Here is a 24647-nt window from a genome sequence, read left to right as displayed (position 1 = left end):
CCACGGTGGGAAGTTCTGGCAATGGGTCTCAAATGTTCCGTCCTCGGGCACAAGTACGGTGAGACCACCGTCGAGCGCGAGCGCGAAGAGCAGGGTAGCGAAGTCGTCATCACCATCCAGGAACGGGAGACCTGTGAGCGGTGTGGAAATACGCGCATTGTCTCGGAGAACAAGGAGGTAACGGCTATCGAGACGCCGTCGGATATCGCTAGCGACCTCGTCGAAGACGAGTCCGAATCCGAAACGGCGGAAACCGAGTCACCGCCGGAAGACGAGCCGGCTGACAACGCGGCCGAACCCACTGACGAGGGAACGGAGCGCTCGGACGGCTGGGATAGCGTCGACGATCCGGTCAAAGCGCCGGGGGATTCGGGAGTCGGCGACAATGGCGGAGACGACGAGCCGGTTGATCCGTCGGCCGACGACGCCGAGATTATCGATGACAGCGACAGCGAGGGAAGCGGCGACGTGGAACTGGACGAGCCGACGACGACGGTCGACGTCCCGGACGCCGAGAGCGAGGAGCCGGTAACCGAAGACGAGACTGATCCGGAGAAAGACGACGGGCTCATTCTCGGCGAGGAAGCGGAATCGGAGTCGACCGGCGACGACCGCCAGCCCGGTGAGTGGCCTGATGAGCCAGGAGACGACGGGGACGGCTGGTCGCCGGAGACGATGCCGGTCGATTCCGGAACGGACGACGATTCGGGTGTTGAGTCAACCAGCGACAGTGCCGTGACGGTTCCAGAGGGCGAGTTCGCCTGTCCGGAGTGTGGATTCACTACAGAGGTCGAATCGACATCGTTGCGCGCCGGGGACTTCTGTCCGGAGTGTCACAAGGGGTCACTTATCACCCGTGGCGAGGAGTGAACGCAAAGGGTAAGACAGCCCCTCGCAAAAACTCGCCCATGCGAGAGTACAAGATGCGACGGGGCGAGCATCTCGAAGACCGCGTCCCTGACATGGAAGCGTTCGTCGAGGAGTACTTCGGCGAAGTAACGGATACAGAAGACTACGAGGGCAACGACCTGCTAGTCGTCGATGACCCCGACAACCCCGTGTTCGACCGGGTCGTCGCGGGTCGCGTCGAGTACGGCTCGAAGAAGGACAAAATCGCGCTTCATATCGATGAGCGACCGGCGGAGGACGTCATCGCAGAGGGCAACGTCGATGCGGCCGAGGACGCTGTCGCCATCAAGAACGATTTCCTGGAGGAGGCGACCGACCGCGACGCAAAGGCACGACGTGACTCGCTGAAGCGCTCGGTCGAGGACGACGCCGACGCCCCGGACAACGTCTAACGACGGCTGTCGGGCGTACACAGTCCGTGAGTGCTGGCAGGCCGATACTGCGCTATCGTGTCCAGCCCGGCCCGCGTAGCTGTTCGGAAATTCTTCGATACCGTACACTGCCAGTATCACTCAGCGTCAGACGGGCGTCACATCTAAATACGCTTGTGGCATACATTCACATACGCCCCACCCGGAGGCGCACACAAGTATCCGGGACACGAGACACCACTCGTGATGCCACGGCAGCGGATTCCGGGGCAACCTGTCATAGTTTGTCCGCCCGCCGGAGCGGACCCAATCCGGCATTCGCGGCCAGGTCAGTTACCGAGCCGGCACTTCTGTTTTATTGGTGCGAGACCGGCGGCAGGGTTAGCTGATGGATGGAAAGCGGTGACGGACAGAACGGCGCTATTCGGCGAGTCCGTAGCCGCGCCTGAACAGCATGTAGTCGATTGACAACACGACCACGGTCGTCCCAGTCAGGACGGCCAGCGACGTGTTCGGATCGATTTCGGTGACGCCGATCATGCCGTAACGGACGCCGTTGACCATGTATACCATCGGATTGAGAAGCGAGACGTTCCGCCAGAACGCCGGGAGGACTTCGAGCGAGTAGAACACCGCGCCGAAGAACACCAGCGGCCGGAGAATGAACTGGTTCATCACTGTCAGGTAGTCGAAGTCACTCGCCCAGAGGCCGCCGATGACGCCGAGTCCGCCGAACAGCGTGGTAATCACCAGCAGGAACGAGACGAGATACACGGGGTTAGCGACCGGAACCGGAGTGAATATCAGTCCCACGCCGACGATCAGCAGCGACGTGACGACCCCCCGGAGCGCGCTGGCTGAGACATAGGCCGCCACCATACTTCGGTTCGACATCGGCGAGGTGAGAACGGCCTGAATGTAGTCGTTCCAGCGTCCGTGGAAGATAGTGAAAGAGGCGTTCTCGAAGCTGTCAGAGATAGCTCCGAGCACGACCAGTCCGGGGAGGACAAACTGGAGGTAGCTCACGCCAGCGATTTCACCGATTCGGCTCCCCAGAATCACACCGAACACGGAGAAGTACAGCGCGTTCGTGATGATCGGCGGGAGGAAAGTGTTGTACGGGCGACGGACGAACCGGAGGATTTCCCGACGGACCAGCGTCAGGAACTGCGTCGTGTTCTGGTTCATGCGGACACCTCCGCGTACTCGCGGTCGTCGCGGGTCATGTCGACGAACACCTCTTCGAGCGACGCGCGGCGGATGTCCAGTGAGGTGACGGTGTGGCCCTGTGCTTCGAGTTCGCGCATGATGGCCGGCGCAGTCTGGCTCCCGCCCATCGCGGTGACGGCCAGCCCTTCGTCGGTTAGTTCGATATCGGTGATGCCCTCAACGTCGAGTTTCGGGGCCGTCCGCGGCATCTTGGCTAGTTCGAGGACGATAGTGTCTGTGCCGCGGGCCATCAGGTCGTCGGGGGTCGCCACCTCGACTTTCCGCCCGTCGTCCATGATTGCAACCCGGTCACAGAGGCGTTCGGCCTCCTCGATGTAGTGGGTCGTCAGCAAAATCGTCGTCCCAGCGTCGTTCATCCGGTTGATGATATCCCAGAGGTCGTGGCGAAGCTGGACGTCGACCCCGGCCGTCGGCTCGTCGAGGATGAGCAGGTCCGGGTCGGAGACCAGCGCACGAGCGAGGACGAAGCGGCGTTTCATGCCGCCGGAGAGCCAGTCGAAGCGCGTGTCCCGCTTGTCCCAGATACCAACCGTCTTCAGCGCGTCTTCGGCGCGCTCGCGGGCCTCAGCCCGACCGATGCCGTGGTAGCCCGCCTTGTGTTCGAGCACCTCGATGATGGGGAAAAAACGGTCGACGTTGAACTCCTGTGGCGCGACGCCGATGCGGTCGCGGGCCTCCCGGTAGTCGTCTTCCACATCGAAGCCGAACACCTCGGCGGTCCCGCGGTCCTTGTGGACGAGACCGACCAGCGTGTTGATAAACGTCGTCTTGCCGGCTCCGTTTGGCCCGAGCAACCCGAAGAATTCTCCTTGCTCAACTGTCAGTTCTAGGTCATCGAGCGCCTGCACATAGCCGTAGCGCTTCTGTAACCCACTGGCGCGTATCGCCGGTTCAGTCATTGCCGCCCTTAGCGTGGCGACACCGAAAAACGCATTGAAGCCCCCGAAAACCGGCAGTTAGAGTGATACAGGCTGACAAGATCGACCGAACAACAAGGTCGCGCTGACCGGACTGTCACACTCCTATCGGCCGAGTCGTTCCCGGGCGATGCCGACGCCGGCCGGGGTGATGATGAGCTGGTCGTCGTCCTTCTGGACGATATCGCCGCCGACTTCGTTGGCGACCTGCTTGAGTTCGTCGCTGATGTGTTCCATCGTGCGGTCCTGTGTGGAGTGGCGCGTGATGTCCGCGACGACCACATCGCCGTCGTAGACGGCGTCTTTGATTTCAATGACGTCCTGCTTGTCGCTGATGCGGGCGATACGGACCTGGCGTTCGAGTTCCGTCCCGGTCATCTCGAATTCGTTCGCGTTCAGTTCGACGTAATCCTCGGTGTTCCGAGAGGATCCAGACTCCCCGAGGATCTTGCTCATCAGTCCCATGTCACTCACGGCGTGCGCTACCCGTTTCAACTTTTCGTCCATCGAACGTATCGCCACAGCACACCCTGATCTACCGTGGTGAGGACCGAGAGCGGTGTGGGCTGCACAAAACGTTATGCAGGTGATCGGACAACTATCGACACAGATGCGCCTACCCTCCATCGGAACGGCTCCCAGTACCGTCGCAGCCGCGGGCGGCATCCTCTATGCTGTCGGCGTGCTGTCGTGGCTGTTTGCAAACAGCGTCCACTTCTCGTCACATGACTCAACGAGCCTCACGTTTGGGGCCAGCTACGCCTTCATCGGGATGTTTCTCATGGGTGCCGTCCCGCTGTATCTCTGTAGCCGGCTCTCGCTCGTCACGCCGGTGTTCGTGACGCTCTGGCTACTCGGCAATACGGTGTATGAATGGCTCTACGGGACACATCTCCACCCGCTGTCGTCGTATCTCACTGCCTGGCCCCTGTTGCTCGGTATTGCCGTCGGAGCCGGTGTCATTGAAGCGGGTGTCAGGATCGGTCTAAGCCGTGGTGTCGACCGGTTCGGGCTCCGACCGCTGGTGTGACTGGCGCGAGGCCAGCACTGTGCTACACTGAAAACTCGAACAGGTCGTCGCCGACGTGGTGGAGCGACTTGACGACTTTCCCGCTGTCGCCGACCATATCGTCGCCGTCGGTCTGTGCGCGGCCGACAGCGAGAAACTTCCCGTGGGACTCCTCGTTGATGACGACTAGGTCGTCCGCACTGATGTCGTCGTCGGCCTCGGTGATACCCGGCCGCATGATGTCAGCGCCGTCCGAGACAAAGGAGACGGCCCCGGCGTCCACGGTGACGATGTGTTTCTCCGGCGGGTACTGATTAGCTCCCTGAACGGTCAGGAACGGTTCGCCGTTCAGATAGAGGACGAGCGGGTCGCCGTCGACGAGGACGACATCCCAGTCGCTGTCGTCGAACTCGACCTTCTCGAAGCTGTCCGCGTCGAGTTCGACACCGAGGTTCTCCGACAGCGCCGTCGTGATGGTGTCGACCTCGTCCGAACGGAGGTGGTGTCGCGACTTGACTTCCATGCTCGCGTCTCGTCGGCGACAGAGGGTAAGCGTAACGAAGCGTGTGGGCGATGTGACGGACGCAGGTTTTTGTCCGCGCGGGCCAAGGTCAGAGTATGCGAGTCGTCACGCTCCTGCCCTCGGCGACGGAAATCGTCTACGCGCTCGGTGTCGAGCCGGTCGGTGTCTCACACGAGTGCGACCATCCGCCGGCGGCCCGCGAGAAGCCGTCAGTCAATCGCTCGCGTGTCGACCCGACGGCATCGAGTGGCGAGATCAACGAGCAGGTCGCTGCTGCCGAGGAGAGCGACGGCGTCTACGCCATCGACCGCGAGACACTCGCGGAACTGGAGCCAGACCTCATTGTCACGCAGGGCGTCTGTGACGTGTGTGCCGTCGACCATGTGGTGGTCGCTGAGGCTGTCGAGGAACTGGGGCTGGACACCGACGTGCTAACGCTCGATGTCCACAGTCTCGACGGCCTGTTCGAGTCCATCCACCGGGTCGGTGCGGCGGTCGGGCGCGACGAGCGCGCTGCCGAACTCGTTGCGGACCTCCGGGACCGCGTCGCAGCAGTGGAAACAACAGCGACACGAGCCGAGACGACGCCCCGCGTGGCGGTGCTCGACTGGCTCGACCCGGTGATGGCTGCCGGGCACTGGGTCCCGGAGATGATCGAGATGGCGGGCGGCACCTACGGGATGGAGGAAGATGGCGCTCACTCCCGGCCGCGCGAGTGGGAAGAAGTCGTCGAATACGACCCCGAAGTGCTGGTGGCTGCACCGTGTGGTTTCGACGTGGCACAGACCCGCGAGAACCTCACAGACCTGACCAGACGACCCGGGTTCGACGACCTGACTGCGGTTCGGGACGGCCGGGCGTACGTGATGGACGGTCACCACTACGTGAATCGGTCGGGGCCGCGGCTTGTGGATACGCTTGAGTTTCTGGCGGCGCTCGTCCACCCGGACCTGTTCGAGACGCCACCGCGGGACGCCGTCGTCGAACTCGGGACGGTCCGGGCCTAGGCGGCGGCCGCAGCCAGACCGACGTAGGTGTTGCCGAGGACGACAACCGCGCCGAGGGCGACGACAGTCAGGAGCCAGGCCCGCCACAGCGGGACCCGCTCGACCACGTTGCGGCACTCCAGCAGGACGACGCCGACGTAGAGAACGACAGCCATCTTCAGGGCAATCACGAGCAGCGGTTCGTGGATGAGGAGGGTCCGTATCCACGGGTTAGCCTCCAGTCCCGGGCCGGCAAACTGCGCGGCGAACAGCGTCGACAGCGCATCGCCGAAGCCCCAGACGAGCACCAGCGAGAACACCAGTTCGACGTAGCTGGGCTTTTCGAGGCGGACTGTGAGGGGGTGGGATGCGTGATCGGACTGAGACATGTGAGTCGCTACCGGTACTCGCGGCTATCGGTGCATAAACCTCGGTTCCGCAGTATCATGTGTGAGAATTGTCTGGAAGGACGGAGCGAGTCCAGTCAGTCCTCGGCGAGCGAACAGCGGCCCTCGTAGCTGGCGTCGGCGACGCTCGCGATGGCGGGGTCGTCGCCACACACCGGGCAGTCCGGCTTGGGCGCGATAGGGACCTCCTCGAAAGACATCTCGGCGGCGTCGTAGGCGACGAGCCGCCCCTCTAGCGTCTCGCCGTAGTCCATCGCAAGCTTGACGACTTCGGTTGCTTGCATACATCCGATAGTGCCCGGGAGCACACCGAGAACGCCCGCAGTCGCGCAGTCGGGGACGGTGCCCTCCGGCGGTGCTTCGGGGAACAGACAGCGGTAACACGGACTGTCGCCCGAAAACGTCGTCACCTGCCCCTCGAACTGGAAGATCGCCCCGTGGGAGAACGGCGTGCCCGAGAGCGTACAGGCGTCGTTGACGAGAAAGCGCGTGGCGAAGTTGTCGGAGGCGTCGACAACGATGTCGTAGTCGGCCACCAGGTCGGTCGCGTTCTCCCGCGCCAGCCGCAGTTCGTGGCGGTCGACAGTCACGTCGGGATTGAGTCCCGTGACGAACTCAGCGGCGCTGTCAACTTTTGACCGGCCAACGTCGTCGTCCTTGTGGATGACCTGCCGCTGGAGATTCGACCGTTCAACCACGTCGTCGTCGACGATTCCGAGCCGCCCGATGCCCGCAGCCGCGAGATACTGGAGGACTGGTGCGCCGAGGCCGCCGGCCCCGATGACCAGCACATCGGTGTCGAGCAGTGTGGCCTGCCCCTCCGGCCCAACGTCGTTCATGATGATGTGCCGGGAGTAGCGGTCAAGCTGTTCTGGGTCCAGATCCGGTCGCATAGTGGTCGTACGCCACCCGGCGGAATAAACGACTGGTTCGTCTCTGGCGTTTCGAGCTGTAGGGCTGATAAATCCAGACTGCTCAGTTGTTGCGCTGGAGGTCCGCGACAAGGTCGTCTATCGCCTGATTGATGTCGGTGAGAAGGTCTGTTTGCCCATCGGATTCGTCGGCGATGTCAGCCGTACTGTCGGCGATATCTTCGGCTGTATCCGTGGACTGGTCGATCATGCTCGCCACTTCCTCAGTCGAAGCAGCCTGCTGGTCCGTGGCCGTCGCGACCTCCTCGATACCGTTGTTGACCTCGCGGACGGTGTCGTCGATCTCTCCGAGAATCTGGGTCGATTCCTCGACGGTGTCGATACCCTCGTCGATCTCGTTGTTGCTCTCTTCGAGGCTCTCGACGGCGTTCTCGGTATCGTCCTGAATACCGTCGATCATCTGCTCAATGGTCGTCGCCTGCTCCTGTGACTCCTCGGCGAGGCTCTTGACCTCGTTTGCGACAACGGCGAATCCTTCGCCTGCCTCGCCAGCGCGAGCGGCCTCGATGGACGCGTTCAGCGCCAGCATGTTGGTCTGGTCAGCGATGTCGTTGATGACATCGACGATCTCGTCGATCTCCTGAACGCTCTGCTGTATCGTCTTGACGTCCTCGGCGACGCTGTCGGCTGCCTGCTGGATGTTCTCCATCGCCTCATGGACGTCGTCAGCGTTCCCCTGTCCGCGCTCGGCGAGTTCCTTCGCTTCGCGGGAGGCCGCAGAGACCTCTTCGGACGACGAGGCGATCTGCTCGACCGACGCAGAGAGGTTCGACACTTCGTTTGCGATGTCCGTCAGGCTCTCGTACTGCTCGGTGGCCTGTTCGCGGATGTCGGCGGTTTCCTCGGCGATACCGACCGACGACCCCTCCAGCTCGGCCAGCATCGTCTGAATCTCGCTTGCAGCGGTGTGGCTGTAGCCGGCCTCCGTGTCGATGTCCTCCGCGATATCGTCCTGAATATCCGCGTCGATATTGTCGTCGATTCCCGACCCTGTTTGGCTCGGTACATTTTCCGTCGGTCTCTCAGCCATAGTAGTCGTCACAATGAGCGGGGAATATAAAACGAGTTGCCCAATAATATCAGAGTCGATATCTGGAACGACGTTTGTCGACCGTCGTGTCAGCAGTCGTACAGCGCGCGGTACTTCTCGTCGGCGTAATCGAGGAAGTGCTCGGCGGTGAAGGATTCACCCGTCGCCTCCTCGACGAGGTCGTCGGTCCGGTAGCGAGCGCCGTGCTGGTGGACGTGTTCGGTGAGCCAGTCGTGGATCGGGCCGAACTCGCCGGCTCGGACGTGGTCGTCGAAGCCGTCAATGTCCTGCCGAGCGTGGTGGTCCAGTTGCGCGGCCAGCACCGACCCGAGCGTGTAGGTGGGGAAGTAGCCGAAGGCCCCGTTGGTCCAGTGGATGTCCTGCAGACAGCCCTCGGCGTCGGTGTCGGGGCGGATACCGAGATACTCTTCCATCTTGTCGTTCCAGACCTCTGGCACGTCTTCGACGTCGAGGTCCCCACGGATGAGGTCTCGCTCGATTTCGAAGCGAACGATGATGTGCATATGGTAGGTCAGTTCGTCCGCTTCGACTCGGATGAGGTTGTCGTCGTACACCTCGTTGGACGCTTCGTAGAACTGCTGGGCGGTGGCGTCGGTCCCGAGATGGTCGTTGGCCGTCTCGGTGAAGAAATCCCAGAATGGACGCGAGCGACCGACGTGGTTCTCCCAGAAGCGCGACTGGGACTCGTGAACGGAGAGGTCGCGGTTGTCGCCCAGCGGCGTGCCATAGTCCTCCTGTGGCAGGCCGAGCGTGTAGGTGGCGTGGCCGAACTCGTGGATGGTCGAGCCCAGCGCGTCCAGCGGGTCCTCGGGGGTAAAGCGGGTGGTGACGCGGGCGTCGAACTGCGTCCCCATCGAGAACGGATGAGGGGCAGTGTCGAGGCGGCCGCGGTCCCAGTCGTAGCCCAGCACGTCGAGCGCCGTCTCGACGAGGTCGTGCTGCGTGTCGTCGTCGTACGTCCCTTCGAACGGGTCGGCCAGCGTCACGTCGCTGTCGCCGATATCGTCTATGAGCGGGACGAGCGCGTCTCGAAGGTCCGTCAGTACGTCCTCGGCGGTGTCAATGCCGAGGTACGGTTCGTACTCCTCGAACAGCACCTCGTAGGGGTCGCGGTCGGGGTCAATGGCCGCGGCGTACTCCCGGCGGAGTTCGACCAGTTCTTCGAGCGTGTCGGCGAAGGCGTCGAAGTCGTCCTCGGCCTTGGCCTCTTTCCAGACCGGCAGGGCGTTCGAAGACGCCTCGGAGATGCGTTCGACCAGATCGGCTGGAACTCTGGTGGCTCGCTCGTGGTCCCGCCGGACTTCTCGAACGACCGCTTCCTGTTCGGGGTCGAGTTCGGCGTCGTCGAGTTCGTCCAGCCAGTCAGCCAGAGCATCGTCGGTCAGCAGTTCGTGATGGAGCGTCGAGATGGCGGAGGTCTGCTTCGCCCGGGCCGGCGTCCCGGCGTCGGGCATCATCACCTGCTGGTCCCAGTTGAGGACGCCGCCGGCGTCCCCGACGTAATGGAGGCGGCGGACGTGATCCAGAAACTGCTCGTACGTGGACTCGCTGTCCTCGCTCGCTGTTGCCATACGGCGGGGTTAGGCCGGCGACGGTAAAGACCCGATGCCGCCGGTAAGGGGTGCACCGGTCAGCCCCGCCAGGCTGGACCGTGCTCGCTCAGAAGCTCTCCCCGAGCGTCTGCGGGTCGATTTCAAAGCCGTCGGTGAAGATACCCTTCGGGATTTTGCCGTGAATGCCTTTGTTGATATCGACTATCTGCGAGACGTTGAAATTCCCGGCAAGGCTCAGTAGTCGATACGCCTCCGTCGGTGTCATATCCTTCTGGTGGACGAGCAGCGATATCGCTTCCCTGAGAGCCTGCTCCATCGCGTTGTCGAGGTCGTCGTTAATTCCCATAACGTAGACATCCTCGTCGGTCTCGGCAACGGGCCAGTCCATCTGCTGGGCGTCCTTGTGCAGCGTGAACCGGAACGTTGGCGTCAGCGACGTCTCCAGGGCAGTGAGGTCGACCTCGCCGTTGCCCTGAAGCGCGTGCCCGTCGCCGGTGAAAAACAGCGCGCCTGGGGCGAACACCGGGAAGTAGAGCGTCGTCCCGACGCCAGTGCCCTGAATGTCGATATTGCCGCCGAACGGGCCCGGCGGGACCGAGTTCACCCGCCCCGTAGTCGCCGTCGGACCGACGGCCATGATTCCCTGGAATGGGTCCAGCGGGATTTCGGTCGTGTCGCTGAGTTCGGCCACCCCTCGGTCGAGGTCGAACTCGATTACCTCACTGTCGTTCCACGTGAACTCCGAGGGGAGGCCGCCCTTTCGCTGTCGCATCGTGTTCGCGCCGTAGGGAACGCGGAAGTCGATATCAAGCACTTCGACCTCCAGCACGTCGCCCGGTTCGGCGTCCTCAATGTACACCGGCCCGGTGACGACGTGCGGCCCGGCTCCATCGTGTGGGACCTCCTCGTAGACGCTGACCTGATCCTCTAGGATTTCCGACTCCGGAATCCCCGCATTCGTGAAGAACTCCTCCGGCCCCGGCTGGTCCTCTAAGATGCCCTCGTGGGATATCGTCTCGATTTGGACGACCGAGCCAGATTCGACACGTTCTATGGGCTCTTTCGTCGGGTCGATCGCGCCCCAGACCACGTTCTCGGTCGTCGATTCGACGACCGTATCGACTTCGTAGGAGTCGTCTCCCTCCTGTGTGTCTGTCCCGTCGTCGGCCTGTGCGGCCGCGATGTCGACGTTGTCCCCGAGAACCTGTGAGCCGGTCCCTGCTCCGAGGAGACCCAGCGCGCCTGCCGCTTTCATGAGTCGTCTTCGTTTCATCGCTCCACGTCGCGGGAAGTGTCTGTCATGTAAAAGGACAGACGAAATAACAATTATTTCGTCAACCAAACATCAATACACCAGATTACGAACGATAGTCGACCGTTCATCGTATTTTCTTCCGAATTACAAAACAGACATAGACAGTCGCGCTCGCTCCGGAGCGGAGCCCACTCGGTGATGGCTTAGCGGGACGGCCACGACGCAGCGACGCGCTCATATACGTCCTGACATCGCTCAACGACGGCCAGCGACACGCTCTCGTCGGCGGTGTGAGCCTCGCCGGGCTCAGCCGCGCCGACGATGACGCAGTCCGTTCCGGCCTGTGCGAGCCAGCCGGCGTCGGTCGCGTGCGGTTTGACGACGTGTTCGGGCGTCCCGTCCTGAGCGGTGGTAGCGGCGTCCAGCACTGCGTCCGCAAAGTCGGCGTCGCCACAGGCCATCGGCGGGAGGTCCTGGTCGACGCGCCAGGTCACGCCATCGATGGCTTCGACCCTGTCAAGCGGCGCGCGTTCGCCGGGGACCGTCCGCTCGTCTACTGTGGCCGCACACCGCTCGGGGATGACGTTCCAGGCCGAGCCCCCGTCAATCTCGGTGACCGCGACGCTCCCGCGCATTTCGTGCCCGAGGACGGTTGTCGACGGAAAGTCGAGATCCCGGACCACGTCGACGGCGTCGGTCACGCGGTAGATAGCGTTCGCGCCGGCCTCTGGTTCGCTGGCGTGGGCCGCTGCGCCGTCGGCGACGATGGTCGACCCCCGCCGGCCCTTGTGCGCGACGGCCACGTCCGTCGTTCCGGGTGCAGAGTAGCCGGTCGACCCCTCGCCGACGACGGCGTAGTCGGGCGCGAAACCGTCCTCGATAGCGGCCTGACAGCCGACGCCACCCTGTTCCTCGCCGACGAAAGAAGCGAAGACCAGTTCGCCGGCGGGGTCGGCGTCCCGGAAGGCCAGCATCGCCGCGGCGACACACCCTTTCATGTCCGCCGTGCCGCGGCCGTAGAGGCGGCCGTCGCGCTCCTCGACGACGTACTCGCCGTCGGCGTCGACTTGCGTCTCGTCCGGTGGGACCACATCGTGGTGGCCGACGAAGGCGAGCGAGTCGTCGCCCTGGCCCTTGCGGGCGATGACGTTCCCGTGTTCGTCACGGGTGACTCGTGCGTCGGTGTGGTCCCGGAGCCACGCTGTGATGTACTCCCCAGCAGCCGCTTCGTCGTCGTCGTGACTGGGGATCGAAACGAGGTCACGAGTCAGCGATGTGAGCGTGTCCATATCCGTGGGTCGGGAGCCCGCGGAACAAAAATCCGCGGCAGGCGATGCTTGCGTTGGCTGGCCCACGCCGACCCGGTCCGAAAGATGGGCGTCAGTCCACCGGTGACTCTGTATCAGGCCTGAAACGGGTTGGAGGGGCGCAGTTTTCGCTGAGACTTCTGGTGTCCGTTTCGAACCGAACACCTGTGTGTCCCGAGCGGTAATACTCGGTAATGCTGGGCTACGCGGCGATGAACCGGACGCTTCGAGAGCGTGACCCGCCTCGCCGGTGCAATCGCGACATGCAGAAGAAGACCTGGGAATCCGAGGGTATCGAGTACGCGGCCACGCTCGCTGCGCAGAACTTCGAGGACCTGCGCGAGATTCTGCTGTGGAATCGCGACCACGGCATCGACTTCTATCGCTGTAGCTCCAAACTCGTCCCGTGGAACTCACAGTTCGACATTACTGCCCTGCCGAACTACGAGCGGGTCCAGTCACTGGCAGCGGAGTGTGGTGCGCTCGTACAGGACAACGATATGCGTCTGACCTTTCACCCGAGCCACTGGTGCAAGCTGGCGAGTGAGTCCGACGACACCGTCGCTCGTTCCGTCGAGTCGGTCGAACACCACGGCCGCTGGCTCGACCTGATGGGACTGCCGCAGTCGCCGCGGTACGCGATTAACGTCCATATCGGCGCTCATTACGGTGACAAGGCGGCGACAGCCGACCGGTTCTGCGATGTCGTCAGCGACCTCGCGCCGCGGGCTCGCGACCGATTGACTGTCGAAAATGACGACGCCGAATCGCTGTGGAGCGTTCAGGAACTCGTCACGGATGTCGCCAGTCAAGTCGATATTCCCGTGACGTTCGATTATCACCATCACAGCTTCACCGACCGCGGGCTCACCTATCGTGAAGGGTTCGAGTTGGCTCGGGAAACGTGGGATGGCGCCCGGCCGATCACACATTACTCGGAGCCGGCGCGCCTCCGGTCCGACAGCGATGCGAGCCCACAGGCACACGCTGACCACGTCGCTGCTGTCCCGACGTGGCTCACCGAACAATCGGACGTGATGGTTGAATCCCACGGCAAGGAGCGGTCGTTGTTTCGCCTGCGGGCGGCTGACGCCGACCGTGTGCCAGGCACGGAGTGAGCAGGCACGCTATTCGGTGTCGAACGTCGGTCCGGAGCGGGAGACTCCACACCCTTATGAACGGCAGTCTCCAACGTTCGCATATGGAAATTGTACCGGACACGAGCGTGGTCATCGACGGCCGCGTGTCCGACCAAGTGAAGGCTGATGCCGACCCTGACACGGATGTCGACGGCATGGGCTTTGCCGGCGCGACGGTCGTCGTTCCCGAGGCCGTCGTCGGCGAACTCGAAGCACAGGCGAACGATGGCCGCGAGACGGGCTGGGAAGGACTCGAAGAGCTCCAAACACTCGTCGACCTGGCTGAGGAAGGCACCATCGACGTGGAGTACGTCGGCCGGCGGCCCGACGCCATCGAAAAGCGCGAGGCCGGCGAAGGCCAGATTGACGCGCTCATCCGGGATATCGCCGGTGACCGCGACGCGACGCTCGTGACCAGCGACGACGTCCAAGCCGAAGTCGCCCGCGCGAAGGGTCTCGCAGTGGAGTTTGTCGACCCGGTGAAGCGAACAGTCGACCGCCTGCAGATAGAGAACTTCTTCGACGAGGGGACGATGAGCGTCCACCTCAAGGTCGGTGTCGAGCCCTACGCCAAGAAGGGCTCTATCGGCGATATGCAGTACACGCCGATCCGCGACAGTCCCGCGACGGAGAGCGAACTCCGGGAGTACGCCGCCGACATCGAGGAGAGCGCACGCGCATCGCCGGACGGCTTCCTCGAACTCGACGAGCCCGGCATGACAATCACGCAGTTCCGGGACTACCGAATCGCCATCGCGCGGCCACCCTTCTCGGACGCACTCGAAATCACGGCCGTTCGGCCTATCGTCAAGACCGAACTGGACGACTACGAGTACGCTGACGAACTGCGGGACCGCTTCACCGAACACCAGCGCGGCGTCCTCATCTCCGGTTCGCCCGGGGCCGGGAAGTCCACCTTCGCGCAGGCGGTCGGCGAGTTCCTCGTCGACGCCGACTACGCGGTCAAGACGATGGAGAAACCGCGGGACCTGCAGGTTGGCCCGAACATCACGCAGTACACCGAACTCGGCGGCTCGATGGAGAAGACCGCCGACTCGCTGTTGATGGTCCGGCCGGACTACACCATCTACGACGAGGTGCGCAAGACCGACGACTTCGAAGTGTTCGCGGACATGCGACTGGCCGGCGTCGGCATGGTCGGCGTCGTTCACGCAACCCGCGCCATCGACGCGCTCCAGCGGCTTATCGGCCGCGTTGAACTCGGGCTCATCCCCCAGATCGTCGATACCGTCGTCTACATTGAAGCCGGAGAAGTCGACACGGTCTACGACGTGTCGACAGAGGTCAAGGTCCCGCAAGGCCTCATGGAGGAAGACCTTGCGCGACCAGTCATCATGGTCAAGGACTTCGAGACCGGCCAGCCAGAGTTCGAGATCTACACGTTCAACCGTCAGGTCGTCACCGTCCCGCTGAACGACGACGAGGACCAGCCGGACTCCGGCGTCGACCGCCTCGCCAAACAGGAGGTCGAACGCGAGATCCGGTCCATCGCGCGGGGCCACGTCGAGGTCGAACTCCGCGGCCCGAACACCGCCGTCGTCTGGGTCGAGGACGACGACATCTCGCAGGTCATCGGCAAAGGCGGCGGCCGCATCTCCGACGTGGAGAACCGCCTCGGTATCGACATCGACGTGCGGACCTTCGAGGAACGACCGTCCGGGCCGTCGGGCGGCCCCCAGACCGACTCCGGCGGCAAGCAGGGCGAAATCGTCCAGCCGGAAGTCACCTCGCGGCACGTCATCGTCCCGCTCGACGGTCACGCCGGTGACACGGTCGAACTGCAGGCCGACGGCGAGTACCTCTTTACCGCGACAGTCTCCCGTGGCGGCGAGATTCAGGTCTCGCGCGGGTCGGGCATCGCCGAGGAACTGGAGCGAGCTATCGACCGCGGAAGCACGATTACCGTCGTGCCGTCGTAGGGTTCGGCGAGCAAGTCGGTCGTGCGGTTATCGCCGAGAAATGGGTCCGAGCCGGCGAAAACGACAGCTAAATTCCGCTGGAACACGACAACATAGCTATGACCGATGCAGTCGTCGGTAAGTTACAAGACCAGGAGACGCTGGCCGCCCGAGTGGAGCAGGGCGACGCGCCAGAGTGGGTCGGGGCTCACTGGCGGACCTTCCGCGAGGGGTTGACCGGTGAGCGAAACGGCTCCCCGTTCCCCTGTTTCTTCGGCGCGGAGTCAGTTCGGGACGGCGAGCCGCTGTACACGGCCGTCCCGTCGATGAGTGACCCGGACGCGCTGTTCGACCTCGGCCAGACGCTCCTGAAGTACCTTGACACCTACCAAGACCACAGCGAGCGGGCCTCGCTAGTGACCTTCTTCCGGCCACCCGAACGGCCACTGACAGAGGCCGAGTACCACGACCGACTCTGGCACATTCTTCAGTTCCTCCACGTCCACGACCCGGAGCCGTGGCCCGAGGATATTCCGACTGACCCGGACGACCCTCACTGGGAGTTCTGTTTCGGCGGCAAGCCGATGTTTCCGACCTGCCGCGCACCGTTCTACGACACGCGAAAGAGCCGCTACTGTCCGGTCGGGCTGGAAATTACGTTCCAGCCCCGGGCGCTGTTCGAGGACCTGAACGTCACGGCCGACACCGAGGCCGGCCAGCACGCCCGCGATGTCATTCAGGGACGGCTGGAGGAGTACGACGGCGTCTGTCCCCACGCCGACATCGGCGACTGGGGCGTTGAGGGCGACCGGGAATGGCCCCAGTACATGCTGTCATCGGACGAGAACGCGTCGCCGGACGAGTGTCCGATGACCGTGACGCGCGAGCACCCGAAATCGAAGTGGCTCGTCGAGACGCCCGCGCCGGAGCCGGCCGACTAAGATGGTCGTACTGCCCGAGACACCAGTCCTCGTGCTGGTCGACTTCCAGCAGGGATTCGACGAGTCGCAGTGGGGAACGCGGAACAACCCCGACGCCGAGGCGAACGCGACACGCCTGCTTACCGAATGGCGAGAGCGTGGGCTTCCGGTCGTCCACGTCCGCCACAACTCGACGGAACCGGACTCACCGCTTCGGCGCGGCGAACCGGGGTTCGCGTTCAAACGAGAACTATCGCCCGAAGCGGGAGAAGCAACGTTCGAAAAGCGCGTCAACGGCGCGTTCATCGACACCGGATTAGCGGACTGGCTCCGCGACACTGCCTCCGAGACGCTCGTCATCTGTGGCCTGACGACCGACCACTGTGTCTCAACAACGACACGGATGGCCGAGAACCGGGGATTCGACGTTGTCGTTCCGGGCGACGCGACCGCGACGTTCGACCGGACACTCGACGGCGAACACTTCGACCCGGACCTCGTTCACCGAACGGCGCTGGCGCAACTGCGCGGTGAGTTCGCGACGATTGCGACGACAGACGACGTGGTCGCGTCGCTGTAGCGGCAAGCTCCCGACTGCGCTGGGAAGCAACGAGCGAGAAAGCGAGTTAATCCGAAACCGCGGCGTCCGCTTCTGCCGGTTGTTCGATAATCTCGTAGAGGTTCTGCCGCGCGTCGGCGAAGTACACGTCTTCTTCGATGACACCGACTTCGTCGAGTCGTTCCAGAGCGTAGCGGACAGTCCGTGCCGAAAGCATCGACTCCTCGACGATGCCTTTCTGTGTCAGCGGGCCGTCGTACTCCAGAACCTTGTACACGAGCTTTGCGCTCGGCGGAAGGTCTGCGATGGCTTCCCCATCAGAGTCCGTCATTACCCGTAATCACAAGCGCCGGGCGCATAAAGATTGAGGAGTCAGTCTCGCCGGCGCACGCATTCGCGGCCGCGTCACAGTGCTGAACCGCGCACCTTTTGGTTGCGGGTAGTGGAACGTGTGGTATGGCTACGGAAACGGCGGACGGAATGAGCTCCCATATGCGGGGGCTCACTGTCACGACGCTGACAGCCGTCGCTGGCATCGCCGCCGCGTTTGGTTCCAACGCGCTAGCGGCCACGCCAAACGACCCACAGGGCGTGCTCGTCCTCGCGGTCGCTATCGCAGCACAGTTCCCGATTCTGCGGGTGATCGGCATCGACACGGACGACCTCTCGACGAAGGACGTGCTCTACATCGGCTTCATGACCTTCTCGCTGTGGTTCGTCTCCTGGGGTATCCTCCTCACAACGGGGGCATAACGATGGCCGAAGACAGTATCGCCGTCGTCGACTTGGAGCGGTGTCAGCCCGACCGCTGTAACTACGAGTGCATGAACTACTGCCCGCCCAACCGCAGCGGGAAAGAATGCATCGTCAAACGGGAAGACGAATACGAGGAAGACGAGCCCTTCGAGGGCCAGCCTGACCAGGTCCGCATCTCCGAAGAGATCTGTCTGGGCGAGTCCTGCGGTATCTGCGTGAACAAGTGTCCGTTCGACGCGATCGAGATCATTAATCTCCCACAGGAACTGACCGACGAACCGGTCCACCGCTACGGGGAGAACGCCTTCGCACTGTACGGGCTCCCGAGCCCCGCCGAAGGGCAGGTGACGGGGATTCTCGGCCCGAACGGCATCGGGAAGACCACCGCCGTCCGCATCCTCGCCGACGAGATGCAGCCCAACCTGGGCCGCTACGGCGAGGAACCGAACTGGGACGAAATTCTCGACGAGTACCGCGGGACCGCCCTGCAGGAGTACCTCGAACAGATGCGCGACGGCGACGTGAGCGTCGCCCGCAAGCCCCAGTACGTCGACCGGATTCCGGACCAGTTCGACGGGAAGGCGAGCGAACTGCTGAACCAGACCGACGAACGCGGGGACCTCGACTACCTCATCGAACGGACGGGTATCGAACCGGTCGTGGACAACCACATCGACGACCTCTCCGGCGGAGAGCTCCAGCGGGTCGCGCTCGTCGCCACGCTGGCCCGTGACGCCGACTTCTACTTCCTCGACGAGATTACGCCGTATCTGGACATCGGCCAGCGGATGACCGCCGCGCGACTCATCCGCGAACTCGCCGAGGAAGAGGACCGTTCGATGCTCGTCGTCGAGCACGACCTCGCGATTCTGGATCTGCTCGCCGATAACATCAACGTCGCCTACGGGACGCCCGGCGCGTTCGGTATCATCACGCCGCCCAAGTCGACGAAGAAGGGCATCAACGAGTACCTCTCGGGCTACCTCGAAAACGAGAATATGCGCGTCCGTCAGACCGAAATCGAGTTCGAGGAGCACGCGCCACGGACCGCCTCCACCGGCGACGTGGTTATCGAGTACCCCGAACTCCAGAAGAGCTACGGCGACGGCGAGTTCTCGCTTTCTGTCGATGCCGGGACCATCCGCGAGAGCGAGGTGCTGGGCGTCGTCGGCCCGAACGGTATCGGGAAGTCGACGTTCGCGAAGATGCTCGCCGGCCGACTGGAACCGACTGCAGGCGACATCGACACCAGCCTCGATATCGCCTACAAGCCCCAGTACATCGAGATCGACCAGCCGATGCGTGTCGACGCCTTCCTCGCGTCGATTACGGACGACTTCGGCAGTTCCTACTGGAACACCGAAATCGCCCAGCCGCTCCAGCTCGAGTCGGTGATGGAACAGCAACTCACCGACCTCTCGGGCGGGGAGCGCCAGCGGGTCGCTATCGCGGCCTGCCTCTCGAAGGACGCCGACCTCTACCTGCTCGACGAGCCCTCGGCCCATCTGGACGTGGAACAGCGCGTCATGGCGACCTCCGCCATCCGTCGCTACGCCGAGAACCACGACGCGACGGCGATGGTCATCGACCACGACATCTACATGATCGACCTGCTGGCCGACCGTCTGCTCGTCTTCGACGGCGAGCCGGCCAAGAACGGCCACGCTGCGCCGCCACAGGGCATGCGCGAGGGCATGAACGAGTTCCTCCAGAACCTCGATATCACGTTCCGCCGCGACGAGCGGACCTCACGGCCCCGTATCAACAAGCCCGACTCGCAGCTGGACCGCGAGCAGAAAAACGCCGGCGAGTACTACTACGCGCCGTAGCGTCGGAACTCGAAGACACAGTACGGTTCAAGCCGCGGGGTCACTGCCACTGCTCGTCTCGGACCCCGCAACCGCGTCATCGAGGCCGTCAGCAACTTCCTCTGGGTCGAACTCCTCGTCCGGGTCGAGTTCACGGTCAGTCTGCTCGTCTGTCTGGCGTTCAGTGACCGCTTCATCGCCGGTGACCGTCACGAAGATGTCTCGCAGTTCCGCAACGCGCTCGGGTGACTGACTCTTGCTCATCGCGTGTGTGCACAAGTACCACAGAAAGGTAGGCGCTATACCGAATTAGTTTGGTATCTGTTCGCAAACTACAGCACGTTCCGCTGGCAGGACCCGCACAGCGAGACCTCTTTTACGTCGACTTGCCGGACAGTGGGGGAGAAATTCATCACGCAGCGCTTGTTGTCGCAGTGTTCCAGCCCGAGGGTGTGGCCGACCTCGTGGACGACCTCTTTTCGAACCCGCTGTGAGAAGATTTCGCCGGCCGAGCGGTTCGAGAACCCGCCGTCGGAGGATGTCTGGAGCCGGTACGTCGAGATGACGCTGCCGGAGCCGCCGAGGTACGCGAGGCCAAAAACGTAGTTTCGGCGGCGGTAGAAGAGGTCTTTCGGCGTGATAGCGATGTTTTTGCCGCCGGAGCCGACCCGGCGGGCGAGGTCGATAAACTCCTCTGCGCGGTACTGGTCGCGGTCCCCATCGTACGCGCCGGCAGGAATGGACTGTGGCTCGTGCATCGAGACCTCACAGTCGTAGACGGAGCGGAGTCCGTCCGAGGCCTCGCGTTTGACCTGGGCTGAGACCTCGCCCACCGGCACGATGTCGACGTGCATGGGAACGCATATGCGCCCGCATCTCATAAATTGTACGACGTGACCGACACCACCGGCCCGCTTGTCGACCGACTGGCGTCTGTCGATTCCGTCGTCGAGGTCGGCATCGGAAACCACCCTGACGTAGCCGATGCTCTGGCCGAGCGAGGCGTAGATGTGACCGCAACGGATATCGTCGAACGGGAGGCCCCCGACGGGGTGCGGTTCGTCGTGGATGACATCCTCAAACCCGACCGCTCGGTGTATGTGGATGCAGACATAGTGTTCGCCCGGAACCTCCCGCCTGAACTGCACCGGCCGACGTTGACCGTTGCCGAGGCCGTTGGGGCCGCGTTCTGGTTCACGACGCTGGGCGGCGACCAGCCAACGGTCGCCGTCGAGCGGGAGCAGCTCCCGGGCGGGGAGACGCTGTACCGGGCGAAAGATAGCAAGGCGCTTGAGTGAGGACTGCCTTCGCTCGCCCATGCAAGTCGACGCGGTCGTCCTCGACATCGACGGCGTGCTGGTGGACGTGGCCGACTCCTATCGCCGAGCGATTATCGAATCAATCGAGCGGGTGTACGGCGACACGATCGAGAAGGCGGCAGTCCAGCAGTTCAAGGACGCCGGCGGGTTCAACAACGACTGGGAACTGACCTATGCGGCCGCGCTGTTCGTTCTCGCCGGCCGCGAGTCCACTGTCGCAGATATAGCGGCGTTCACCGACGCTATCGCCGAACGCGGCGGTGGCCTCAACGCGGCCGAAGCGGTGGTTCGTGACCTGCTGGATGACCCCGCGGAAGACCGAGTCTTCGACGCCTGGAACCGCGAACAGCTCCGGGATGTGTTCCAGACGCTGTATCTCGGCACCGACCTCTACCGGGATATCGAGGGCGGCGAGCCACCGTTTACCGCGCCGGGCTACATCCATGACGAGCCGTTGCTGGTCGACGACGAGACGCTATCGGCTCTGCAGGACCGTTTCGCCGTCGGCGTCGTCACCGGCCGACCGGCGGCCGAAGCCGACATCGCGCTGGAGCGGGTCGGCCTCGACCTGCCCGCAGAGCACCGCTTCACTATGGATGACTGGGAGGAGGGCAAACCCCACCCCGCCGCCCTGCAGACGCTCGCCGAGCGCTTCGACGCCGAGCGAATCGCCTTTGCCGGCGACACCCTTGACGACGTGGCGACGGCAGTCAACGCCGATGCGGCCGACGACGACCGCGTCTACTACGGCATCGGCGTCTTGACAGGCGGGCTGACCGGCGATGCCGGCCGCCAGACGTTCGCCAACAACGGCGCGAGTGCCGTCATCGAATCGGTCACCGACCTGCCCGAGCTTCTCGACGCGGTATAAGCGAGGTGGCCGGGGCAACGCCATCGACTGGCGGTAAACGGCAACGGTTTCACCGACGGGACAGAGACCACGGATATGCGACGACTACCGACGTTCGGCTGGGCGCTGCTGGTGAGCATCTGGGCCGGACTCGTCGGAGGCGCGGTCATCCGCGAGCCGTCGGTCGACCTGGTGCCGCTGTACGCCGTTATCTGCCAGCTACTCGGCCTTATCGCGGCCTACGGGACGATGCGTGAACGCAGTCACATCCTCGAATCCGTCCACCGGCCGGGCCGCGTCGGGATGTTTATCATCGTTCTCTTTTTTGTGATGGTGCCGCTCACGACTGTCTTTGCCCTCGTGCTCGGGGACGCATCAGTCGCTGGCGTCGCAACGCAGTGGGTCAGCTATCTGGTGGGCCTCGGGAGCGCGCTGTACGTCGCCTTCGCCGGCGGGTTCGACCGGGCTTGGGAGAAGTACACCTGAGTGAACCTGTCACACAACGTTTATTCAGTGGTCGGCCTACGCCGTAAGTATGGACATCGCGTTGCTTGGCGGTACTGGAGACATCGGCCAAGGCCTTGCCCTCCGCTGGGCTGACGACACCAACCACACGATCATCATCGGCTCCCGGAAAGCCCAGAAAGCGGCGAACAAAGCCGAGGAGTACGAGACAGAACTGGCCAGCCGCGGCCACGACGACGTATCAATCGCCGGGCTGGTGAACGAGGACGCCGCCGCCCGCGCCGACGTGGTTGTCGCCGCCGTCCCGGCCTACCACCTTACCGACACCATCGACGCCGTTGCCGACGAACTCGACGACACAACCCTTGTGGCCCCCGCCGTCGGGATGCAACGCGACGAGGACGGCTTCCACTACAACCGCCCCGGTGCCGGCAGCGTCACGCAACTGGCCGCCAACGCCGCCCCCGATGACACGCCTGTTGTCGGCGCGTTCCACAACCTCGCGGCCGGTCGTCTTGCCAACCTCGACGCCGACCTGAACTGGGACACCATTGTCGTCGGCGACGACACCGACGCCAAAGACACCGTCTGTGAACTCGCCGAGGGCATCGAGGGGCTTCGTGCCCTCGACGGCGGCCCGCTCGCTAATGCCGCCGAAATTGAGGGACTGACGCCGCTGCTCATCAACGTCGCCCGCCACAACGACGGCCTGCATGACCTCGGTGTGAAGTTCCAATAGTACCTTTTTACTTCGTCGCCCTTCCTCGCGGCGCTTCGCGCCGCTGTGGGAGGGCTCCTCGTAAAAATCTACGCTAAAAACGACCTCCGAGTCGCGCTCACAGAGCGCGCTCGGAGTGAAACCGCTCGCCGTCGGCGAGCGGTATGCTTTACTGCACTCACTCGGCTACCGCAACGGCGGCACTTCTACTAATCCTGCTTCAGCGGTAGCCCTGCCCTTCCCCGACACCAGCGATAAAACGCTGGCGCGGCCCGGAGTGATGACCGCGGTTTCACACGGTTATCAAATAGACACAGACGAGCAGCAAATACTTGCATACTGCAGCCATGGAAGTAGAGGATGGAGACGGAAGACTCGCTCTCAATACTCCATGTTGACGATGACGCGGAATTGGGAGCGCTCGTGGAATTGTATCTTGAGCGAGAGGACAGCGGCCTCGACTGTACCGTCACGACGGAGACGAATCCCGAAACCGCGCTGTCGTTGATTCGGTCGTCGGAGACGGACTTCGATTGTATCGTCAGCGATTACAACATGCCGGAGATGAACGGTATCAACTTCCTCGAAGCAGTCCGTGAGACCCATCAAGAACTTCCGGTGTTGCTGTTCTCCGGGGAGGAAACCGGCGACGTCGCCGCCGAAATCATTCAGGCCGGTGTCACAGACTATCTCAAGAAATCCGTTGGAACCGACCAGTACACGTCGCTCATCCGCCGAGTCGAACACGCCGTCGATTCGGACGGGAGCTTCGAGACGGGCAACGAAGTCAAACTCAGCGGCGTCGGCGTCATCGGCACGGACGAGCGGTTCGAGCGAGTCGACGAGACCTACGCCTCGTACTACGGCTACGAGTCGGAGGAACTCGTCGGCAAGCACTGGTCGGAACTCCACCCGAGCAACGAAGTCCAGCACATCAGGACGCACGTCATTCCTGTCGTCAGAAGCGGCGGGAAGTGGACCGGCCAGAGCAAAGGGTTGCGGGCCGACGAAACTACCTTCACCGAGTCGAAGATGGTGACGGCGCTTGAGGGCGGACGGATGCTGATCGCCGTCGACGAAATCGACGATTCGGGACTGGCCGAACAGGAGTGAGCCAGCGGTTGCTACTGGCCGGTGTGATAAACCGCAAAAGCGACTGCGTTACGCCGAGGCCTGCTGCAGCGCGTCGTCGATGTCGTCGGCCTGCGTGACGCCGACGAAGCGCTCGACGATGCCGTCGTCGTTCTCGATGATGAGCGTCGGCAGGGAACGTACCTGATACTCGTTGGCGACGTCCTGCTCCTCGTCGACGTTGATCTTCTCGAACTCGACGTCCGCCCACTCCTCTTCGAGGTCTTCGAGGATCGGGTCCTGCGTTTTGCAAGGGCCGCACCAGTCCGCGTAGAAGTCCTTCAGTGTAACCGTCATAGTACTCTGTTCGTGTTAGCCCGCGGTATCTGATAAGGGTTATCCATGTGTACCGGGGGCACGCAATCGCGGGCGACCCGAAAGGCTTAGTATTGGTGATACACCACCCTGAAGTATGAGTGGTAGCGACGGCGGCGGACTGATGTCCAGTGCGGGACTGGTCCGGTATTTCGACGCTGAAGACCAGAACACGATCCGTATCGACCCTCGAACAATCGTCGCGACCGGCGTCATGTTCGGGCTGTTGATGCTCGTGCTGAACGCGATGATCGTGTAGGCGATTCCGCACTGTTTTCCTCTCCCCGCCACTGACTCG

The 24647-nt window shown here is 63.2% G+C and carries 30 protein-coding genes; 16 read left to right on the top strand and 14 right to left on the bottom strand.

Going from position 1 to position 24647, the window contains the following annotated elements; translation table 11 throughout:
• Nucleotides 1–21: 21 nt before the first annotated feature.
• Both G9C82_RS12010 and G9C82_RS12005 read left to right on the top strand, forming a co-directional pair.
• A complete protein-coding gene (locus G9C82_RS12010) occupies nt 22–870 on the top strand; it encodes a hypothetical protein (RefSeq protein WP_004958407.1) in 849 nt (282 codons plus the stop codon).
• A 38-nt stretch (nt 871–908) separates the two neighbouring features.
• The gene (locus tag G9C82_RS12005; RefSeq protein ID WP_004958411.1) at nt 909–1301 is read left to right on the top strand and encodes a DUF5611 family protein; all 393 of its coding nucleotides are present in this window, start codon (nt 909–911) and stop codon (nt 1299–1301) included.
• A 399-nt stretch (nt 1302–1700) separates the two neighbouring features.
• Here the strand turns inward: G9C82_RS12005 and G9C82_RS12000 are convergent, their stop codons facing one another.
• The 3 genes from G9C82_RS12000 to sepF form a co-directional block, all read right to left on the bottom strand.
• A complete protein-coding gene (locus tag G9C82_RS12000; protein WP_004958413.1) occupies nt 1701–2468 on the bottom strand; it encodes an ABC transporter permease in 768 nt (255 codons plus the stop codon).
• On the bottom strand, nt 2465–3409 hold the full coding sequence (locus tag G9C82_RS11995; protein ID WP_127014213.1) for an ABC transporter ATP-binding protein: 945 nt from the start codon (nt 3407–3409) through the stop codon (nt 2465–2467). Before G9C82_RS11995 ends, G9C82_RS12000 begins: the two co-directional genes overlap by 4 nt.
• A gap of 123 nt (nt 3410–3532) precedes the next feature.
• The gene (sepF, locus tag G9C82_RS11990; RefSeq protein ID WP_007188660.1) at nt 3533–3892 is read right to left on the bottom strand and encodes a cell division protein SepF; all 360 of its coding nucleotides are present in this window, start codon (nt 3890–3892) and stop codon (nt 3533–3535) included.
• A gap of 145 nt (nt 3893–4037) precedes the next feature.
• Here sepF and G9C82_RS11985 point away from each other — a divergent pair, with 145 nt between their 5' ends.
• Nucleotides 4038–4457, top strand: coding sequence for a hypothetical protein (locus G9C82_RS11985; RefSeq protein WP_164734763.1), 420 nt, complete (start codon nt 4038–4040; stop codon nt 4455–4457).
• Nucleotides 4458–4479: 22 nt separating this feature from the next.
• Here the strand turns inward: G9C82_RS11985 and G9C82_RS11980 are convergent, their stop codons facing one another.
• The gene (locus G9C82_RS11980) at nt 4480–4959 is read right to left on the bottom strand and encodes an RNA-binding protein (protein ID WP_004958425.1); all 480 of its coding nucleotides are present in this window, start codon (nt 4957–4959) and stop codon (nt 4480–4482) included.
• 95 nt (nt 4960–5054) lie between these two features.
• Between G9C82_RS11980 and G9C82_RS11975 the strand changes: the two genes are divergently transcribed.
• Nucleotides 5055–5966 carry a cobalamin-binding protein gene (locus G9C82_RS11975; RefSeq protein ID WP_007188658.1) on the top strand — a complete coding sequence of 304 codons (912 nt, stop codon included), beginning with the start codon at nt 5055–5057 and terminating at the stop codon, nt 5964–5966.
• Here G9C82_RS11975 and G9C82_RS11970 read toward each other — a convergent pair.
• The 6 genes from G9C82_RS11970 to G9C82_RS11945 form a co-directional block, all read right to left on the bottom strand.
• Complete coding sequence (locus tag G9C82_RS11970; protein WP_127014211.1) at nt 5963–6334, bottom strand: DUF5658 family protein; 372 nt, start codon at nt 6332–6334, stop codon at nt 5963–5965. The two genes, G9C82_RS11975 and G9C82_RS11970, sit on opposite strands and share 4 nt — an antisense overlap.
• Before the next feature lie 95 nt (nt 6335–6429).
• Complete coding sequence (locus G9C82_RS11965) at nt 6430–7245, bottom strand: molybdopterin-synthase adenylyltransferase MoeB (RefSeq protein WP_004958433.1); 816 nt, start codon at nt 7243–7245, stop codon at nt 6430–6432.
• An 82-nt stretch (nt 7246–7327) separates the two neighbouring features.
• A complete protein-coding gene (locus G9C82_RS11960; RefSeq protein ID WP_007188656.1) occupies nt 7328–8314 on the bottom strand; it encodes a methyl-accepting chemotaxis protein in 987 nt (328 codons plus the stop codon).
• Nucleotides 8315–8403: 89 nt separating this feature from the next.
• Nucleotides 8404–9906 (bottom strand): carboxypeptidase M32, encoded by a 1503-nt coding sequence (locus G9C82_RS11955; protein ID WP_011224024.1) that lies wholly within the window; start codon nt 9904–9906, stop codon nt 8404–8406.
• A gap of 88 nt (nt 9907–9994) precedes the next feature.
• A complete protein-coding gene (locus G9C82_RS11950; RefSeq protein ID WP_121302465.1) occupies nt 9995–11161 on the bottom strand; it encodes an acetamidase/formamidase family protein in 1167 nt (388 codons plus the stop codon).
• A 185-nt stretch (nt 11162–11346) separates the two neighbouring features.
• Nucleotides 11347–12432 (bottom strand): M20 family metallopeptidase, encoded by a 1086-nt coding sequence (locus G9C82_RS11945; protein WP_127014210.1) that lies wholly within the window; start codon nt 12430–12432, stop codon nt 11347–11349.
• A gap of 212 nt (nt 12433–12644) precedes the next feature.
• Between G9C82_RS11945 and uvsE the strand changes: the two genes are divergently transcribed.
• The 4 genes from uvsE to G9C82_RS11925 all read left to right on the top strand — a co-directional run bounded on the left by uvsE (nt 12645) and on the right by G9C82_RS11925 (nt 17008).
• Nucleotides 12645–13568 carry a UV DNA damage repair endonuclease UvsE gene (gene uvsE, locus G9C82_RS11940; RefSeq protein ID WP_127014209.1) on the top strand — a complete coding sequence of 308 codons (924 nt, stop codon included), beginning with the start codon at nt 12645–12647 and terminating at the stop codon, nt 13566–13568.
• Between the two features lie 83 nt (nt 13569–13651).
• Nucleotides 13652–15529 (top strand): PINc/VapC family ATPase, encoded by a 1878-nt coding sequence (locus G9C82_RS11935; protein WP_127014208.1) that lies wholly within the window; start codon nt 13652–13654, stop codon nt 15527–15529.
• 98 nt (nt 15530–15627) lie between these two features.
• Complete coding sequence (locus tag G9C82_RS11930) at nt 15628–16449, top strand: YqcI/YcgG family protein (protein ID WP_127014207.1); 822 nt, start codon at nt 15628–15630, stop codon at nt 16447–16449.
• A 1-nt stretch (nt 16450) separates the two neighbouring features.
• Nucleotides 16451–17008, top strand: a complete 558-nt coding sequence (locus G9C82_RS11925; protein WP_007188652.1) for a cysteine hydrolase family protein — start codon at nt 16451–16453, stop codon at nt 17006–17008.
• Nucleotides 17009–17054: 46 nt separating this feature from the next.
• Here G9C82_RS11925 and G9C82_RS11920 read toward each other — a convergent pair whose 3' ends face one another.
• Nucleotides 17055–17318 carry a winged helix-turn-helix domain-containing protein gene (locus G9C82_RS11920; RefSeq protein WP_004958458.1) on the bottom strand — a complete coding sequence of 88 codons (264 nt, stop codon included), beginning with the start codon at nt 17316–17318 and terminating at the stop codon, nt 17055–17057.
• A 125-nt stretch (nt 17319–17443) separates the two neighbouring features.
• Here G9C82_RS11920 and G9C82_RS11915 point away from each other — a divergent pair, with 125 nt between their 5' ends.
• Both G9C82_RS11915 and G9C82_RS11910 read left to right on the top strand, forming a co-directional pair.
• Entirely contained in the window at nt 17444–17740 is a 297-nt protein-coding gene (locus G9C82_RS11915) for a hypothetical protein (protein WP_007188651.1), read from the top strand.
• Nucleotides 17741–17742: 2 nt separating this feature from the next.
• Nucleotides 17743–19572, top strand: coding sequence for a ribosome biogenesis/translation initiation ATPase RLI (locus G9C82_RS11910; protein ID WP_127014206.1), 1830 nt, complete (start codon nt 17743–17745; stop codon nt 19570–19572).
• Nucleotides 19573–19599: 27 nt separating this feature from the next.
• On the opposite strand, the gene G9C82_RS11905 is transcribed toward G9C82_RS11910, so the two are convergent.
• Both G9C82_RS11905 and G9C82_RS11900 read right to left on the bottom strand, forming a co-directional pair.
• The gene (locus G9C82_RS11905; protein ID WP_004958463.1) at nt 19600–19815 is read right to left on the bottom strand and encodes a hypothetical protein; all 216 of its coding nucleotides are present in this window, start codon (nt 19813–19815) and stop codon (nt 19600–19602) included.
• Nucleotides 19816–19883: 68 nt separating this feature from the next.
• Entirely contained in the window at nt 19884–20405 is a 522-nt protein-coding gene (locus tag G9C82_RS11900; protein WP_004514915.1) for an archaemetzincin family Zn-dependent metalloprotease, read from the bottom strand.
• 30 nt (nt 20406–20435) lie between these two features.
• Here G9C82_RS11900 and G9C82_RS11895 point away from each other — a divergent pair, with 30 nt between their 5' ends.
• The 5 genes from G9C82_RS11895 (at nt 20436) to G9C82_RS11875 (ending at nt 24016) form a co-directional block, all read left to right on the top strand.
• Nucleotides 20436–20849, top strand: a complete 414-nt coding sequence (locus G9C82_RS11895) for a UPF0146 family protein (protein ID WP_127014442.1) — start codon at nt 20436–20438, stop codon at nt 20847–20849.
• Nucleotides 20850–20868: 19 nt separating this feature from the next.
• Nucleotides 20869–21741 (top strand): TIGR01548 family HAD-type hydrolase, encoded by an 873-nt coding sequence (locus G9C82_RS11890; protein WP_127014205.1) that lies wholly within the window; start codon nt 20869–20871, stop codon nt 21739–21741.
• A gap of 75 nt (nt 21742–21816) precedes the next feature.
• On the top strand, nt 21817–22206 hold the full coding sequence (locus G9C82_RS11885) for a hypothetical protein (RefSeq protein WP_127014204.1): 390 nt from the start codon (nt 21817–21819) through the stop codon (nt 22204–22206).
• Between the two features lie 49 nt (nt 22207–22255).
• On the top strand, nt 22256–22924 hold the full coding sequence (gene npdG, locus G9C82_RS11880) for an NADPH-dependent F420 reductase (RefSeq protein ID WP_121302457.1): 669 nt from the start codon (nt 22256–22258) through the stop codon (nt 22922–22924).
• A gap of 339 nt (nt 22925–23263) precedes the next feature.
• Nucleotides 23264–24016 (top strand): response regulator, encoded by a 753-nt coding sequence (locus G9C82_RS11875; protein WP_127014203.1) that lies wholly within the window; start codon nt 23264–23266, stop codon nt 24014–24016.
• A gap of 48 nt (nt 24017–24064) precedes the next feature.
• Here the strand turns inward: G9C82_RS11875 and G9C82_RS11870 are convergent, their stop codons facing one another.
• A complete protein-coding gene (locus G9C82_RS11870) occupies nt 24065–24331 on the bottom strand; it encodes a co-chaperone YbbN (protein ID WP_004591027.1) in 267 nt (88 codons plus the stop codon).
• 115 nt (nt 24332–24446) lie between these two features.
• On the opposite strand from G9C82_RS11870, the gene G9C82_RS11865 reads away from it, so the two are divergent.
• A complete protein-coding gene (locus G9C82_RS11865) occupies nt 24447–24608 on the top strand; it encodes a preprotein translocase subunit Sec61beta (RefSeq protein ID WP_004514908.1) in 162 nt (53 codons plus the stop codon).
• Nucleotides 24609–24647: the final 39 nt, after the last annotated feature.

This window comes from Haloarcula sp. R1-2 (genome assembly GCF_011627385.1).
Lineage (GTDB): Archaea > Halobacteriota > Halobacteria > Halobacteriales > Haloarculaceae > Haloarcula > Haloarcula marismortui.
The sequence above is the reverse complement of the archived record's forward strand: the minus strand, read 5'-3'. Positions and strand labels throughout refer to the sequence as shown.

Excerpts from the sequence above, each read along its gene's own strand:
- G9C82_RS11920 (WP_004958458.1), bottom strand. The coding sequence starts at position 17,318 with ATGACGGACTCTGATGGGGAAGCCATCGCAGACCTTCCGCCGAGCGCA.
- G9C82_RS11910 (WP_127014206.1), top strand. The coding sequence starts at position 17,743 with ATGGCCGAAGACAGTATCGCCGTCGTCGACTTGGAGCGGTGTCAGCCC.
- G9C82_RS11945 (WP_127014210.1), bottom strand. The coding sequence starts at position 12,432 with ATGGACACGCTCACATCGCTGACTCGTGACCTCGTTTCGATCCCCAGT.
- G9C82_RS11885 (WP_127014204.1), top strand. The coding sequence starts at position 21,817 with ATGCGACGACTACCGACGTTCGGCTGGGCGCTGCTGGTGAGCATCTGG.
- G9C82_RS11930 (WP_127014207.1), top strand. The coding sequence starts at position 15,628 with ATGACCGATGCAGTCGTCGGTAAGTTACAAGACCAGGAGACGCTGGCC.
- G9C82_RS11870 (WP_004591027.1), bottom strand. The coding sequence starts at position 24,331 with ATGACGGTTACACTGAAGGACTTCTACGCGGACTGGTGCGGCCCTTGC.
- G9C82_RS11955 (WP_011224024.1), bottom strand. The coding sequence starts at position 9,906 with ATGGCAACAGCGAGCGAGGACAGCGAGTCCACGTACGAGCAGTTTCTG.
- G9C82_RS11900 (WP_004514915.1), bottom strand. The coding sequence starts at position 20,405 with ATGCACGTCGACATCGTGCCGGTGGGCGAGGTCTCAGCCCAGGTCAAA.
- G9C82_RS12000 (WP_004958413.1), bottom strand. The coding sequence starts at position 2,468 with ATGAACCAGAACACGACGCAGTTCCTGACGCTGGTCCGTCGGGAAATC.
- G9C82_RS11985 (WP_164734763.1), top strand. The coding sequence starts at position 4,038 with ATGCGCCTACCCTCCATCGGAACGGCTCCCAGTACCGTCGCAGCCGCG.
- G9C82_RS11950 (WP_121302465.1), bottom strand. The coding sequence starts at position 11,161 with ATGAAACGAAGACGACTCATGAAAGCGGCAGGCGCGCTGGGTCTCCTC.
- G9C82_RS11865 (WP_004514908.1), top strand. The coding sequence starts at position 24,447 with ATGAGTGGTAGCGACGGCGGCGGACTGATGTCCAGTGCGGGACTGGTC.
- G9C82_RS12010 (WP_004958407.1), top strand. The coding sequence starts at position 22 with ATGGGTCTCAAATGTTCCGTCCTCGGGCACAAGTACGGTGAGACCACC.
- G9C82_RS11995 (WP_127014213.1), bottom strand. The coding sequence starts at position 3,409 with ATGACTGAACCGGCGATACGCGCCAGTGGGTTACAGAAGCGCTACGGC.
- npdG (WP_121302457.1), top strand. The coding sequence starts at position 22,256 with ATGGACATCGCGTTGCTTGGCGGTACTGGAGACATCGGCCAAGGCCTT.
- G9C82_RS11960 (WP_007188656.1), bottom strand. The coding sequence starts at position 8,314 with ATGGCTGAGAGACCGACGGAAAATGTACCGAGCCAAACAGGGTCGGGA.
- G9C82_RS11935 (WP_127014208.1), top strand. The coding sequence starts at position 13,652 with ATGGAAATTGTACCGGACACGAGCGTGGTCATCGACGGCCGCGTGTCC.
- uvsE (WP_127014209.1), top strand. The coding sequence starts at position 12,645 with ATGCTGGGCTACGCGGCGATGAACCGGACGCTTCGAGAGCGTGACCCG.
- G9C82_RS11890 (WP_127014205.1), top strand. The coding sequence starts at position 20,869 with ATGCAAGTCGACGCGGTCGTCCTCGACATCGACGGCGTGCTGGTGGAC.
- G9C82_RS11905 (WP_004958463.1), bottom strand. The coding sequence starts at position 19,815 with ATGAGCAAGAGTCAGTCACCCGAGCGCGTTGCGGAACTGCGAGACATC.
- G9C82_RS11980 (WP_004958425.1), bottom strand. The coding sequence starts at position 4,959 with ATGGAAGTCAAGTCGCGACACCACCTCCGTTCGGACGAGGTCGACACC.
- G9C82_RS11915 (WP_007188651.1), top strand. The coding sequence starts at position 17,444 with ATGGCTACGGAAACGGCGGACGGAATGAGCTCCCATATGCGGGGGCTC.
- G9C82_RS12005 (WP_004958411.1), top strand. The coding sequence starts at position 909 with ATGCGAGAGTACAAGATGCGACGGGGCGAGCATCTCGAAGACCGCGTC.
- G9C82_RS11970 (WP_127014211.1), bottom strand. The coding sequence starts at position 6,334 with ATGTCTCAGTCCGATCACGCATCCCACCCCCTCACAGTCCGCCTCGAA.
- sepF (WP_007188660.1), bottom strand. The coding sequence starts at position 3,892 with ATGGGACTGATGAGCAAGATCCTCGGGGAGTCTGGATCCTCTCGGAAC.
- G9C82_RS11875 (WP_127014203.1), top strand. The coding sequence starts at position 23,264 with ATGGAGACGGAAGACTCGCTCTCAATACTCCATGTTGACGATGACGCG.
- G9C82_RS11965 (WP_004958433.1), bottom strand. The coding sequence starts at position 7,245 with ATGCGACCGGATCTGGACCCAGAACAGCTTGACCGCTACTCCCGGCAC.
- G9C82_RS11925 (WP_007188652.1), top strand. The coding sequence starts at position 16,451 with ATGGTCGTACTGCCCGAGACACCAGTCCTCGTGCTGGTCGACTTCCAG.
- G9C82_RS11975 (WP_007188658.1), top strand. The coding sequence starts at position 5,055 with ATGCGAGTCGTCACGCTCCTGCCCTCGGCGACGGAAATCGTCTACGCG.